The organism is Pseudoalteromonas sp. M8 (assembly GCF_018141365.1).
GTDB lineage: Bacteria > Pseudomonadota > Gammaproteobacteria > Enterobacterales > Alteromonadaceae > Pseudoalteromonas.
The window spans coordinates 1176299-1190552 of the sequence record NZ_CP047240.1; the positions used below are offsets into that span (position 1 = coordinate 1176299).

General features: G+C 42.6%; 11 protein-coding genes. 8 read left to right on the top strand and 3 right to left on the bottom strand.

The window, feature by feature from the left end:
* Positions 1 to 232: 232 nt before the first annotated feature.
* Both GSF13_RS10105 and GSF13_RS10110 read right to left on the bottom strand, forming a co-directional pair.
* The gene (locus GSF13_RS10105) at positions 233 to 700 is read right to left on the bottom strand and encodes a transposase (RefSeq protein ID WP_174170826.1); all 468 of its coding nucleotides are present in this window, start codon (positions 698 to 700) and stop codon (positions 233 to 235) included.
* Positions 701 to 974: 274 nt separating this feature from the next.
* Positions 975 to 1820 carry a LysR family transcriptional regulator gene (locus GSF13_RS10110; RefSeq protein WP_010370532.1) on the bottom strand — a complete coding sequence of 282 codons (846 nt, stop codon included), beginning with the start codon at positions 1818 to 1820 and terminating at the stop codon, positions 975 to 977.
* Between the two features lie 129 nt (positions 1821 to 1949).
* Here GSF13_RS10110 and GSF13_RS10115 point away from each other — a divergent pair, with 129 nt between their 5' ends.
* From GSF13_RS10115 to gcvP, 4 genes are all read left to right on the top strand, one after another.
* On the top strand, positions 1950 to 2525 hold the full coding sequence (locus GSF13_RS10115) for a hypothetical protein (protein ID WP_174170825.1): 576 nt from the start codon (positions 1950 to 1952) through the stop codon (positions 2523 to 2525).
* 85 nt (positions 2526 to 2610) lie between these two features.
* Entirely contained in the window at positions 2611 to 3693 is a 1083-nt protein-coding gene (gcvT, locus tag GSF13_RS10120; protein WP_174170824.1) for a glycine cleavage system aminomethyltransferase GcvT, read from the top strand.
* Between the two features lie 76 nt (positions 3694 to 3769).
* Positions 3770 to 4159 carry a glycine cleavage system protein GcvH gene (gene gcvH / locus GSF13_RS10125; RefSeq protein ID WP_095727220.1) on the top strand — a complete coding sequence of 130 codons (390 nt, stop codon included), beginning with the start codon at positions 3770 to 3772 and terminating at the stop codon, positions 4157 to 4159.
* 182 nt (positions 4160 to 4341) lie between these two features.
* Entirely contained in the window at positions 4342 to 7242 is a 2901-nt protein-coding gene (gene gcvP / locus GSF13_RS10130) for an aminomethyl-transferring glycine dehydrogenase (RefSeq protein WP_211868101.1), read from the top strand.
* Between the two features lie 206 nt (positions 7243 to 7448).
* On the opposite strand, the gene GSF13_RS10135 is transcribed toward gcvP, so the two are convergent.
* Positions 7449 to 7757, bottom strand: a complete 309-nt coding sequence (locus GSF13_RS10135; protein ID WP_211868103.1) for a hypothetical protein — start codon at positions 7755 to 7757, stop codon at positions 7449 to 7451.
* 647 nt (positions 7758 to 8404) lie between these two features.
* Between GSF13_RS10135 and GSF13_RS10140 the strand changes: the two genes are divergently transcribed.
* The 4 genes from GSF13_RS10140 to GSF13_RS10155 all read left to right on the top strand — a co-directional run bounded on the left by GSF13_RS10140 (position 8405) and on the right by GSF13_RS10155 (position 14218).
* On the top strand, positions 8405 to 8743 hold the full coding sequence (locus GSF13_RS10140; protein ID WP_211868104.1) for a hypothetical protein: 339 nt from the start codon (positions 8405 to 8407) through the stop codon (positions 8741 to 8743).
* Between the two features lie 66 nt (positions 8744 to 8809).
* Positions 8810 to 9112, top strand: a complete 303-nt coding sequence (locus GSF13_RS10145) for a hypothetical protein (protein WP_211868106.1) — start codon at positions 8810 to 8812, stop codon at positions 9110 to 9112.
* Between the two features lie 90 nt (positions 9113 to 9202).
* Complete coding sequence (locus GSF13_RS10150) at positions 9203 to 10711, top strand: sigma-54 dependent transcriptional regulator (protein ID WP_211868108.1); 1509 nt, start codon at positions 9203 to 9205, stop codon at positions 10709 to 10711.
* A gap of 51 nt (positions 10712 to 10762) precedes the next feature.
* Positions 10763 to 14218, top strand: a complete 3456-nt coding sequence (locus GSF13_RS10155; RefSeq protein WP_211868110.1) for a DEAD/DEAH box helicase family protein — start codon at positions 10763 to 10765, stop codon at positions 14216 to 14218.
* Positions 14219 to 14254 lie beyond the last annotated feature (36 nt).

The window sequence follows — 14254 nt, forward strand, 5'->3', positions numbered from 1 at the left end:
CTCCCACAGAGGTTTTATGCTGCTGGTGGGAGCGATTTTACATCGCGATCATTTCAACAATCTCGCCGCGTAAAGCGGCTCCCACAGAGATTTTATGCTGCTGGTGGGAGCGATTTTACATCGCGATCATTTCAACAATCTCGCCGCGTAAAGCGGCTCCCACAGAGATTTTGTGTTGCTGGTAGGAGCGGGTTCACCCCGCGATCTTTTCCTAAAACAGGTATCACCAACTTTATAAATCCCCAATCCCATTGCTTAAATAAATACAATTCCAATAAGGATAATCACCAATCTGTTTTACCAACCCTGCCCGAAGCGGGTTTGCAACTATGTATCTTGCTTGGTTTTTTAACATAGTGTTATGCAAAATACAGGTGTCATAAAAATCCTTTTGCCATAGCTGTCGAATGTTCATTGTTCTTAGCTTAGTTGCCGTTCTTCCTTTTAAAGACCGAATGGCATCAGACAAAGAACACACATCCATTAGTTGAAACAGGAGATGTAAATGATCTGGCATCAGTGTGTAGGCAATTAATTTGATAAAGTTATCCTGCTCAAGGTGATAAATTTCATGAATAACAACTTGATTGACTGCGAGGTTATTAAAAACAGCTGTTTTGTTTTTACAGCAAATAGTGATTGCATAATATTGACCGGCTGATGAAACTCGGCCTTTCCTTAAACGGCAGCTATGTGGCATGACTCTCTCCTTGAGTTCATTGATAAGTGTTCACGTAAATATAGGACAAGATCGCCGCATAAAGCGGCTCCCACAGAGGTTTTGTGTTGTTGGTAGGAGCGGGCTTACCCGCGATCATTTCAACAATCTCGCCGCGTAAAGCGGCTCCCACAGAGATTTTATATTGCTGGTAGGAGCGGGTTCACCCCGCGATCATTGCAACAATCTCGCCGCATAAAGCGGCTCCCACAAGGGTTTTGTGTTGTTGGTAGGAGCGGGCTTACCCCGCGATATTTTAACCTAACCTCAATGCAATAAACTCTGCGAGTTTATCTACGGCGTGGGCGGATTCTTGGGTGTTTTTGACAAGGCTGATACCGATTTGGCCGAGTTCGGGTAATATTTGGGTTTGGGTCTGATAAGGCAGCTCTGCTGGCACGGTGCTTTTGGCTAGCACAGTGATCCCGAGTCCTTCTTTTAAAGCGGCGGTAAGGCCAGTTAAGTCGGCGTTGCTATATACGATACGGTATTGTAATCCAGCTTGTTGCAACGCCTCGATAGCGCGGCGGCGATAAATACAGCCCTCCGGCGCGGTGACTAAAGTGACAACCGAATGCTGCGCAAGCGATAAATCGCCAACCCAGACCAGTTGGTCTTGCATAAACACCGGGTACTTGGATGAGCTAAGCTCTTCATTGAGCGCTAGCACCAAATCAAACTGGTCTTGCCTTACTACAGAAAGTAAGTGTTTACTCAATCTTGATTTAACTTCCAGCGCCACATCAGGATATAAAGAAACGAAATCGCCAATAATCGAGGGTAAGATCCTCGCTGCAAATTCGCTGGGAATGCCCAAACGCACTCGGCCTGTCACACTCTCAGAGGTAAATTGTTGAATAATTGCATCGTTCTGCTGCAACATTTGTTTGGCTAGGGGCAAAAGTAGCTCACCATATTGATTCAATACCTGTCTTTGGCCCTGCTTTTTAAACAGCTTGCAACCTAGCATGTCTTCTAAACGTTTGATTTGCAAGCTAACAGCTGGCTGAGATAAGCCAAGCAACTCACCGGCCTTGGCAAAGCCACCGACATCAACCACAGTGACCAACGTTCTTAATCCATCAATTGATAAGTTTTTCATATAAGGAAATGCAATTTATAAAACCCAAGTACATTAATATTATTTATCAATTGATAAGTAAATACAATTTGTTGTTGAGTTTGCGCATCCTTATACTTTTGCTCATCGAAATTTCACTAAGGTAGTGCCATGAGCGTCACGCCAATTATCTTTGCAAAGCACCGTCAGGGCAGTGTTCCGGCGCAAAACCATTACATGCCAACTGATGCTGTTGTTGTACTCGATTTCAGCGGCTTTGAGACCACGCCTTTCTTAAGCCAAATTCTTGCACTTAACTTGAATAAGTTAATGGCACCTGGCTTAGGTTTTCAAGGCAAACTAGACAGTGGCGAAAATTTCGCCGTGTACTATTTTAGTGAAACGGCTTACCGTTTTGTTGCAAGTGAAAGTGCAGCCGCTGAGCTGGCAACACTGATTGATAGCCATGCCGACGAGTTTGATATTGAACTGGTTCGCCGTCATGATTTAGTTGCCGCCACCATAAGCGGTGAGCTTGCGTTTGAGCGTTTAGTCAGTGACTTTACGTTAACGCCAGGCCTTAGGATCTCAGATAAAAATGCCTGCTATGGCAAGCAAAGCGGTGAAGTATTTATTACGACCTTGCTGGTGGACGAACAGCAACAGTATCAGTTGATTGCGCAAGCTGCTGTGTTAGATAAGTGGCAAACGACGCTCACTGACGCTGGTTTTAAACTCGTTTCATAAATTCCGTGCAGTTATCGTAAGCGCGATAACAATAACCCCCTCAGCGCCAATCGATGGCGGCTGAGTAAAAAAGTGAAGGATAAGTATGACTTCTAAAACAGTACTACACGCGAAGCACCTAGAAGCTGGCGCGAAAATGGTAGACTTCCACGGTTGGGAAATGCCAATCAATTATGGCTCACAAATTGAGGAGCACCACGCGGTGCGTACTGACGCGGGCATGTTTGACGTTTCACACATGACGATTGTTGATATCGAAGGTGTAGACGCAAAGGCATTTTTACAAAAGCTTGTTGCAAACGATGTAGCTAAGCTTACTGTGGCTGGTAAGGCGCTATACACAGGCATGCTAAACGAGCAGGGCGGTGTAATTGATGACCTTATCATTTACTTCTTCACTGAAACGCAATATCGCCTAGTCGTTAACTCTGCAACACGCGAAAAAGACCTTGCACATATCGGTGCGGTAGCAGCAGATTTTGAAGTGACAGTTACTGAGCGTCCTGAGTACGCGATGATTGCGGTACAAGGTCCAAACGCAAAAGCAAAAACAGCAACTATCCTAGACGAACAACAACAAGCGGCTGTTGAAGGCATGAAGCCATTCTTTGGTGTGCAAGCTGGCGACCTATTTATCGCAACAACGGGCTACACTGGTGAAGAGGGTTATGAGATCGTAGTACACAACGATGGTGCGGCGGACTTATGGCAAAAATTATTAGACGCAGGTGTGCGTCCAGCTGGCCTAGGTGCACGTGATACGCTACGTTTAGAAGCGGGCATGAACCTTTACGGCTCAGACATGGACGAGACGGTGTCTCCACTTGCAGCGAACATGGCATGGACAATTGCATGGGAGCCAGAGGAGCGTGACTTTATCGGTCGTGCAGCTATCACTAAACAGCGTGCAGAGCAAAGCACTGATAAGCTGGTAGGTTTAGTCCTAGAAAGCAAAGGCGTATTACGTGGTGGTTCTAAAGTTATCGTAGAAGGTGGCGAAGGTGTTATTACTTCTGGTACATTCTCACCAACTTTAGGCTTCAGTGTAGCGCTTGCGCGTGTACCTCGTTCAATTGGCGAGACTGCACAAGTTGAAATGCGTAAGAAGCTAGTTGATGTTAAAGTAGTTAAGCCAAGCTTCGTTCGTAACGGCAAGTCAATTATCTAGTTTTTATAGGTAATAAATAGAATAACATTGATGTCGCTCACGGGGTGACATCGCAACCGACCAAAGGAACAAAAAAATGAGCAACATTCCTAGCGAGTTAAAGTACGCTACTTCACACGAGTGGGTTCGCGCTGAAGGCAATGGCGAGTACACAGTAGGTATCACTGAGCACGCACAAGAACTTCTAGGCGACATGGTATTCGTTGAATTACCAGAAGTAGACGATGAAGTTGACGCGGGTGAAGACTGTGCAGTTGCTGAGTCTGTAAAAGCAGCATCAGACATCTACGCACCAATCGGCGGTACTATCATTGCGGTAAACGAAGACCTAGAAGATGCGCCTGAAACTGTAAACAACGATGCTTACGGCGACGGTTGGTTGTTCCGTATTAAAGCGTCTGATGAGTCTGAGCTAGATAACCTACTAGACGCTGAAGGCTACGCAAATTCAATCGACGAAGACTAATTTGTTGATAGTAATAAAAGCCCCTTTTTAGGGGCTTTTATTGTTGCTTTTTGGGCAAGGGTACTTGCTCAAGGTATGACGAGATCATGCCAACGTTTTTAGAATACTGCCGTTACCAAGGTATCTCATTTAGATAAAAACAGTATTCACCTTTTTCATTTGGATCATAGGAACCTGGACTAATGTCAAACGCCAAATCTCTTGAACAGTTAGAGCAAAAGCAAGATTTTATCCGCCGCCATATCGGGCCAAGCCCAGCACAGGTGAGCGAGATGCTAAGCGCTCTTGGAGTATCTAGTGTTGAAGAGCTGATCGGTCAAACTGTACCTGCTTCAATTCGTTTAGAAGAGGGCTTACAGATCGGTGAAAGCCGCACAGAAGTGGAAACCCTAAGCTACCTGAAGTCAGTAGCAAGCAAAAACAAGGTTTTCAAATCTTATATCGGTCAAGGCTACCACCCAACGCACGTACCTCACGTTATCCTACGTAACGTACTTGAGAATCCGGGTTGGTACACGGCTTACACCCCTTATCAGCCAGAGATTGCGCAAGGTCGCTTGGAATCACTACTTAACTTCCAAACGCTGACTATGGACATTACCGGCCTAGACTTAGCCAGTGCATCACTACTTGACGAATCCACTGCAGCGGCAGAAGCAATGGCGCTTGCAAAACGTGTATCTAAAGCGAAAAAAGCAAACATCTTCTTTATTGCCGACGACGTACACGTACAAACTATCGACGTAGTATCTACGCGTGCTGAGCAGTTTGGTTTTGAAGTAGTAGTAGGTCCTGCTAGCGACGCTGCTAACCACGAGATTTTTGGTGCGCTATTCCAGTATCCTTCAACATCAGGTGAAGTGGTCGACGTTACTGACCTAATCGCACAAGTACAAGACAAAAAAGCGATTGCCTGTGTTGCCGCAGACATCATGAGCTTAATGCTACTTAAAGCACCTGGTAAACTAGGTGCAGACGTAGTGCTTGGTTCTGCACAGCGTTTTGGTGTACCAATGGGTTACGGCGGTCCACACGCGGCATTCTTTGCCACGCGTGATGCTTACAAGCGTTCACTACCAGGCCGTATTATTGGTGTGTCTAAAGACCGTTTAGGTAACGACGCGCTACGTATGGCGATGCAAACACGTGAACAGCATATCCGCCGTGAAAAAGCGAACTCAAACATCTGTACTGCACAGGTGTTACTTGCGAACATGGCTGCGTTTTACGCGGTTTACCATGGTCCTCAAGGTCTTAAGATCATCGCTGAGCGTATTAATCGTCTTGCAAGCATTCTTGCAACGGGTCTTAAAGCAAAAGGCGTGGCACTTAAGCACGATACGTGGTTTGACACTATTACTGTTAAAGCGGACGACGCTGACAAGCAAACGGTTGTGGCGCGTGCCGTAGCAAAAGGCGTGAACTTTGCCCTTAACCACAACGGCGAATACTCAATTGCAGTAAACGAAACCACAACGCGTGCGGACGTAGCTGAGCTATTTGACATCATTTTAGGCGACGACCACGGCCTAAATGTAGATGCGCTAGACGCACAAGTATCAGGCGAGAACATCACAGGTATTCCTGCAAGCCTAGTGCGCGACGACGAAATTTTAACGCATGCTAACTTCAACAGCTATCACAGCGAAACCGAGATGCTGCGTTATATCAAGCGTCTTGAAAACAAAGATTTAGCACTAAACCACTCAATGATCTCATTGGGCTCGTGTACCATGAAGCTAAACGCAACCGCAGAAATGATCCCAGTGACTTGGCCTGAGTTTGCAGAGCTACACCCGTTCTGCCCAATCGACCAAGCACAAGGTTACAAGATCATGATGACTGAGCTGCACGACTGGCTTGTGAACATCACAGGTTACGACGCAGTATCACTACAGCCTAACTCAGGTGCACAAGGTGAATACGCAGGTCTTATCGCGATCCGTAAGTACCATGAGTCTCGCGGTGAAGGTCACCGTAATATCTGTTTGATCCCAAGTTCAGCGCACGGTACAAACCCAGCGTCTGCACAAATGGCAAGCATGAAAGTGGTTGTGGTTGACTGTGATAAAAACGGTAACATCGATATGGAAGACCTACGCGCGAAAGCCGCAGACGTAGCTGAAAACCTATCGTGCATCATGGTCACTTACCCGTCTACACACGGTGTGTACGAAGAATCTATCCGTGAAGTATGCGACATCGTGCACCAGCACGGCGGCCAAGTATACATGGACGGCGCAAATATGAACGCGCAGGTTGGGGTAACTAGCCCAGGTTCAATCGGCTCTGATGTATCACACTTAAACCTACACAAAACATTCTGTATTCCACATGGTGGCGGTGGCCCAGGCGTTGGTCCTATCGGTGTTAAATCGCACCTAGCGCCATTTATGCCTAACCACAGCGTGATCAACGTAGAAGGTACAAACGTAGGTAACGGCGCGGTTTCTGCGGCACCTTACGGCTCTGCTTCTATTCTACCTATCTCGTGGGCATACATCGCGATGATGGGCAGCGAAGGCCTAAAACAAGCAACAGAAATGGCAATTGTGAACGCTAACTACCTAACGGCTAAGTTGAGCGAGCACTACCCAATTCTATACCGTGGCCGTAACGACCGCGTTGCTCACGAATGTATTGTTGACCTTCGCCCACTGAAAGAAGCCACAGGCATTACCGAAATGGACGTTGCAAAGCGTCTACAAGACTATGGCTTCCACTCACCAACGATGTCGTTCCCAGTAGCGGGCACACTAATGGTTGAGCCAACGGAATCTGAGTCTAAGGTAGAAATCGACCGCTTTATCGAAGCTATGGTTTCTATCAAAGGTGAAATCGACAAGATTGCATCAGGCGAATGGTCTATCGAAGACAACCCATTAGTATTCGCACCACACACGCAAGCAGACGTACTAAGCAACGACTGGAACCGTGCATATGATCGCCTCGCAGCTGCATTCCCAGTACCAAGCGTAGCAAAAGACAAATTCTGGCCAACGGTAACCCGTATCGACGACGTATACGGCGACCGTAACCTAATCTGTTCTTGCCCAGCGGTTGATACTTACCGCGACGCGTAAGGGTTTGTAAATCGCGCTTTAGCGCGACTTAGCAAATATTGAAAAGCCGCCCTTTGTAAAAAGAGCGGCTTTTTTGTGTGTAGTCTAGTATTTAAAAATTAGACATTTGTATTTAAAAATAGACAAACTTCGGTTTGTCTATTTTTTTGCCTAAAATAAAGTGCAGATAATCTTTTAGGAACTAATCTGATAAGTCCTAATGGTGCTTAATTACAAACAGCGGAGTTTAAGTGGCTAATCTGCTCTGGACTGAAGCCGTGGCGAAGTAGTTCGAAGTCTTTCATTTGCACTTGAGCTTTTTGGCCTGTACCTATGACTTGATAAATACTACCACTCGCTGTTTTGATTAATTGATTGTGAGCAGAGATTTCTACAATTTTTGATGTACTAATGTAATCGTTGGTAGCGAATCGGTATGTCATGTCATCAACACAGATACCCCATAAAATTTTTCCAATCGGTTTTTCACCGTCAAAAATAGAAACGATGTGCCAGTCTTTTACTATTGTATTCACTGAAAGCTCACATGACTTTGAGTTGATGAGGTAATGATAGCCGAACAAAATTTAAAACTTTGGCAAAACCGTGGAGGTAATCTTGAGTTTTTATAGTAGTTAACCCTAAATGTTCATAACTAATTGTTTTAGTTTAAGTTGTTAAAATGAAATTTTTCCTGTCACATGGATTGCCGCGAACATCCGAGCTGTGAGTCAAAATTGAGTCCATCCAATTTCATTAATAGCAGATTCAAGCAACTCAAATCACATGTCTGATTATGGTTGTGGTAGGCGCTAATTAAACGTAGCCATATAGAAGGAAGCAAGGACGTCTTGAACGCTCTCTATTTGTATTAGCTACTTTAATTTTTTCCCTGAAAACTCTGGGGTAAGTAATTCCCATTGACTTTGTTATTACTAAAAAATGGCTTAAAACCGCTGTTTTTTCGTAAAAAGCTGCCAAGTTTAACTGTTTCGTTACTATGAGGTTAATCATTAAAATTAATGGGTTAGTAATATTGAGATTTAATAAATATCAAAATATATATTTATTTTAATGTTTATTAAATAATAATAAAAACAACTGGTTAGTTAAAGTTTCTACTTGATTTTTGTGATTTTAACTTCTATCACTTTTAAAGTGATAAAACTAATAGGTGAATAAAATGAAAACATTGAAATTCAAGACTCAATCATTCTCAAGTATCAAACAATTTAGTAAAGACGTTCTTACCAACAAGCAATTACAAGTTAACTTGTCCGCTCAGTGTGTTGACCCTGACTTTTTACCTTTTGGGAAATTAGTAGATAAGTTGAGTAAAGTGCTGACGGTAAATCAGGTTGATACAGTAATTATCCCTAATGAAGCGATTTCTAGCAGATATATTCATGAAATTATGACTTTGCTTACTGAGTTGAAAGTCAAAATCACGTTTGAAAAGCAACTAAACAAGGCCGAAGCTAGAAAAATTCCATTGTCTATATTACGCCGTATAGAAAACTAGATATGAGTTCAGGGATGACATACTTCTTACCTTAAGATTTTTTGAAAAAAATAAAGAGAGCTTTATATGATAAAGGTGCGAGATTTAGGGTTAAAAGCTATCGAGCTGATTGAGATGTACGGTGAGAATTTAGTTGTTGAAAACATGCCGGGGGTTGCTCAAACAATGGAAAAAGGAGATTTTTTGATTGTTTATACGACGCCTTTTTCTGAGGCGGAGTCGTTACCGGGATCTAGAAGCTATATGATTGATATTTGGTATAAAAACAAGAAAGTGTTCAGTGAGTATTTCAAAAGTTTAGAAGATCTTTACAACTGTAATCGCTCAAAAAGAGCCGAATGGACAAAACACCTGTTAAGTTTGAGTTAAACGAGTTTAAATTAAGGGATTATCGGCTAGGTAAAAATTTTTATTTCAGGTAAGATGATTTACAAATGAATAAAAATAAGCAATTGGACAGTGCATACACTTTTTACGTGGCTTGGTAATCGCGATATTGAAAACATGGAACAGGAGCAGAATGCAGCTATTGTTTCACTTGCGACAAAATCCGAAGTTCCATTTGATAAAATAGTCATTCTTTCCAACAAAGATGAAGCTAAGTGGGGTTCGTTTGAGCGCTTTCTGAAAAAGCGGATGGCGATGATAAGCCGACCATCTGAAGATATTAAAATCCACTTAGCGCAAATCCAAAGTCCAATTGACTACCAATCTATTTCAATCGAAACAGAAAAGTGGATCACAAAGTTATCTGAAGAGTCTGACATTCTCTCAATTAACCTAACTTCTGGTACACCTGCAATGACAACTCTTTCTGTGCTTCATGGAAAGGGAAAGTCCAATACACGTTTTGTGCAATCGTCCCCGAAAAACGTTATTGAAGAAGTCGAAATACCACTGAATTTCGGTAAAGAATACGTAAAGTCTGCGTCAAAGAACATTGCTCATACAGCGACCTCATTACCTAAGGTACAAAAGGCATTTTCAGAATTAACTGCCAAGTCAAAAACAATGGCTGATGTGGTTGAAAAAGCTAAAAGAATAGCGGCATCTGAAGTTCCAGCACTTATTTTAGGTGAAACTGGTACAGGTAAAGAGCTAATGGCAAATGCTATTCACAAAGGTAGTCTGAGAGGCAACAAGCCTATAAGAGTCGTAAACTGTGGTGCGCTTGCTGAAAATCTAGTTGATTCAACACTGTTTGGTCATAAAAAAGGGGCGTTTACTGGCGCAGATAAAGATTATGCAGGTCTATTTGAGCAAGCTAACGGTGGAACCTTATTTTTAGATGAAGTTGGTGAATTAAAGCCAGATATACAAGTTAAGCTTCTAAGGGCATTACAGCAAGGTGAAATTACCAGACTTGGTGATACAAAAACCATTAATGTCGATGTGCGCGTTATTGCTGCTACTCACCAAGATTTGACCACCTTGATTGAACAAGGGGATTTTCGTGAAGATCTTTTTTATAGATTAGCTGTTGGCATAATCAATATGCCACCACTTAGAGATCGACTTGAAGATATTCCAGTCATAGTTGAACAACTGACAGACCAAATTAATGAGTCGGGGTCCAAACACCCTGACTATATAAGTAAAAAAGTTTCCGAAAATGGAATTAAATTTATTTTATCGCAGTCATGGCTAGGCAATATTCGTGAATTATGGAGCACATTGAACAGGGCTTTTCTCTGGACAGATGCAAAATTGGTAGGTGAAAAGGAACTGTCTGACGCGATCATAAATAGAAGATTTGGTGAGCAAAATAATGATGTTAGACTGTCTTTTAATGATAAAATAGATATAGTCCAACTAACTGAAAATTATCAAAAAAAGTATGTTGAAGCAGCATTGAAAGCAAGCGGTAATGTTAAGAAACACGCTACCCAAATGTTGGGCTTAAAAGACCATCAAACGCTAACAAATTGGATGAAGCGATTGGGGATTCAAAATGAAAAAGAACAATAAATTCGAATTTGGCATTGCGCTTGCGATATAGGACACAAGGAATAATCAGGAATGAAGCAATCAATGAATTTTGAACACATCCAAACCAAATGGCCTGACTTACATCAGCTTGCTGCATTTGCAGAAGACTATGTAATAAGTGACCCACAAAGTGCTTTAGTAAAGTTACGTTGCTTTGCTGAGAGAGTGGTTGGCTATTTGTACAAGGAGCTTCGCCTACCTGTATTCCCCAATTCTAACATCTATGACAAGTTAACCTCAGACGACTTCACAAGTGTCGTACCTAGTTTAATAACAGATAAACTTCATGCGATCCGTAAAAGCGGTAACCAAGCTGCGCATGAAGGCAAAGTCGATCAACAGCAAGCTATCTGGATATTAAAAGAAAGTTACTTTGTCGCTAGTTACCTCTTTATGGCTTATGCGGGAGGCCAGCAAGAAGAATGTCCTGAGTTTACGATCCCAGAACAAACAAAACCTATTGATCAGTCTGGGGCGGAATTTGTTAAAAAGAACAAACAACTTGAAAAACAGCTAGCTGAAAATGAAGCACGTTTAAAGAAAGCACTAGAGGAACTGGAAGCCTCGGAAAAAGCGCAAAAACTTGCACAAATTGAAGCATCCAAGCTTAAACAAGCAATTGATTCTGAAAAAGTCAGCCAAGTGCAATCACTGAATAAGAAAATCACATCAAGCTTTAAGTTTGATGAAGCTGAAACTCGCGCCCGCATTATTGATATGGATTTACGTGCAGCGGGTTGGAATGTATCACTAGACGAATCTAGTACAGATGAAATTGGCAAAGAAGTAGAAGTTGCTCATCAACCAACTCCTACAGGTATTGGTTATGTTGATTATGTGCTTTGGGATGACGATGGCAAGCCCTTGGCAGTTATTGAAGCGAAGCGTACTCGTGAATCAGTTGAGAAAGGCCGCGAGCAAGCAAAAATCTATGCGGATGCACTGGAAAAAGAATATGGTCAGCGCCCTGTAATATTCTATTCAAATGGCTACGACATTCGTATTTTAGACGATGCCCAAGGCTATAACAGCCGCAAGCTTTACGGGTATTACTCAAAAGACTCGTTGCAATACCTTATTAAGCAACGAACTTTGAAAAAAGATCTCAACCAAACGCCTATCGATACCGATGTAGCTGGTCGTATGTATCAAATGGAAACTATATCGCGTGTCTGTGAGCGTTTCACCAACAAACACCGTAAATCGCTTATCGTACAAGCAACGGGTACGGGAAAAACGCGAGTATCTATCGCACTGGCGAAACGGCTGTTGGATGCTGGTTGGGCAAAGCGTGTTTTATTCCTATGTGACCGTAAAGAGTTACGTAAGCAAGCGGGTAATGCCTTTAACGAATTTACCAAAGAGCCGCTATATGTGGTTGGCAAAAGTAAAAAAGAAGCTGCAAGCAGCGCTCGTGTTTTTATCGCAACCTATCCGGGCATGATGCGTATATTCCAAAAGTATGATGTCGGTTATTTTGATCTGATTGTTGCTGATGAATCCCACCGTTCTATTTACAATATCTACGGCGATATTTTTAAATACTTTGACGCGCTAGAAGTCGGTTTAACCGCAACCCCAGTTGAAATGGTGTCACGTTCAACCTGTCAGCTATTTGGTTGCGATTTTAAAATGCCGACGGCGAATTACCCGCTAGAGCAAGCGATAGAAGACGGTAACTTAGTACCCTACAAAATCGTAAGCTTTACCACTAAATTCCTGCGCGAAGGGATAAGCAAAGATAATCTCACCGATGAGCAAATTGCTGAACTAGAAGAACAAGGCATTGACCCTAACGAGTTAGACTTCGACGCTAAACAAATCGATGAAGCTGTTAAAAATAAAGATACCAATCGTGTGATACTGCGTAACCTGATGGAAAAAGGTTTACGTGATGTTGATGGTCAATTACCGGGTAAAACAATTGTCTTTGCGCGGAATATCGCTCACGCCGAACTTATGGCTAACCTATTTGCAGAAATGTATCCGCAGTTGGGCAATAACTTTTGCCGAGTAATTCACTCGAAATATGAACGTGCTGAAGAGCTAATTGATGATTTTAAATCGACAGAAGAAAACAGCATTCGTATTGCCGTATCGGTGGACATGCTCGACACAGGTATTGATGTGCCTGAATGTGTAAACCTCGTATTTGCTAAACCAATTAAGTCGAAAGTGAAGTTCTGGCAAATGATTGGGCGCGGTACGCGTTTGTGTAAAGATCTTTACGGTGCAGGTAAAGATAAAACTCACTTCTTGATTTTCGATCACTGGGAAAACTTCGAATACTTCGATATGGACCCTGAAGAAGAGGACGTAAAACAGTCAAAATCGCTAACTCAAAAGCTATTTGAATCACGCTTGTTATTGGCTGAAACCTCACTTAAAAAAGCTGATGTCGCAACGTTTGATGAAGTGATAAAACTTATTCATCAGGACGTATGTTCGCTTGATATGAATACCATAGCGGTGCGCGACAATTGGCAGGTAGTTGAAGCGTGCAAAGACGAAAAATACCTCAATCAGTTTGCCCCAGAAACTAAAGCAAGTCTCTATGAGCATATTGCACCGCTGATGCAATGGCGCAACATTATGGGCCAGTCAGAAGCGTATAAATTTGATAATGAAATCGCCATTATCCAAACCTTGCTATACACCGATCCAAGCCAAATCGACTTAGCTAGGCAAGCTTTAATGGTGAAGATTGAAAAGCTGCAAATGCACTTAAATGAAGTGCGTGCAAAGGCAAGTTTTATTGCAGATATTCAAAAAGAGGAATACTGGCAGAACCTAACAGCATCAATAGACGGTTTTGAAACACTGGAAACCAGTCGTAAGGCATTGCGTAGTGTTATTCACTTAAGAGAAAAAGGCATTCAACCGCCTTCACAAGAAGTTATCTTAGACATTAGAGAAGATGAAGCTGACTATCAGGTTACAGAGCGTCCTACCAAGATAGTGTCGATTGACTATCAAATCTTCCGCCAAGAAGTGGAGAAAACCTTAGCACCACTATTTGAAACCGACAGCGTGTTACAAAAAATCCGTGCAGGTAGCCCAGTAACAGAGGATGACATTGCTCGCTTAAATGCCTTAGTTCACATTCAAAACCCGAATGTTGATTTAAATACCTTGAAAGAGTTTTACCCAGATTCAACGGCAGGCTTAGACAAAATTCTTCGTACTATTGTTGGTATGGATAAAGAGGCAATCGAGCAAAGCTTTACTAAATTCGTACAGCAAACCCATACCCATATGAATGCCAAACAACAGCGTTTTATTGGTTTATTAAAAAATCACCTAGTGCGCTATGGCGTTATCAACATTGATCAGCTTTACGATGCACCATTTACCCAAGTGCATGACATGGGCTTAGATGGCGTGTTCAGTGAAGCGCAAGCCGATGTGATAGAGCAGTTTATTAAACAGTTTGATGTGGAGCTTGGACAAAAATCCACATCAGTAGATAAAGAAATTCAGTTGTAGGTCGAGCGTTAAATTAAACAGTTCGACACGAGGAAA

Excerpts from the sequence above, each read along its gene's own strand:
- GSF13_RS10105 (WP_174170826.1), bottom strand. The coding sequence starts at position 700 with ATGCCACATAGCTGCCGTTTAAGGAAAGGCCGAGTTTCATCAGCCGGT.
- GSF13_RS10110 (WP_010370532.1), bottom strand. The coding sequence starts at position 1,820 with ATGAAAAACTTATCAATTGATGGATTAAGAACGTTGGTCACTGTGGTT.
- GSF13_RS10115 (WP_174170825.1), top strand. The coding sequence starts at position 1,950 with ATGAGCGTCACGCCAATTATCTTTGCAAAGCACCGTCAGGGCAGTGTT.
- gcvT (WP_174170824.1), top strand. The coding sequence starts at position 2,611 with ATGACTTCTAAAACAGTACTACACGCGAAGCACCTAGAAGCTGGCGCG.
- gcvH (WP_095727220.1), top strand. The coding sequence starts at position 3,770 with ATGAGCAACATTCCTAGCGAGTTAAAGTACGCTACTTCACACGAGTGG.
- gcvP (WP_211868101.1), top strand. The coding sequence starts at position 4,342 with ATGTCAAACGCCAAATCTCTTGAACAGTTAGAGCAAAAGCAAGATTTT.
- GSF13_RS10140 (WP_211868104.1), top strand. The coding sequence starts at position 8,405 with ATGAAAACATTGAAATTCAAGACTCAATCATTCTCAAGTATCAAACAA.
- GSF13_RS10145 (WP_211868106.1), top strand. The coding sequence starts at position 8,810 with ATGATAAAGGTGCGAGATTTAGGGTTAAAAGCTATCGAGCTGATTGAG.
- GSF13_RS10155 (WP_211868110.1), top strand. The coding sequence starts at position 10,763 with ATGAAGCAATCAATGAATTTTGAACACATCCAAACCAAATGGCCTGAC.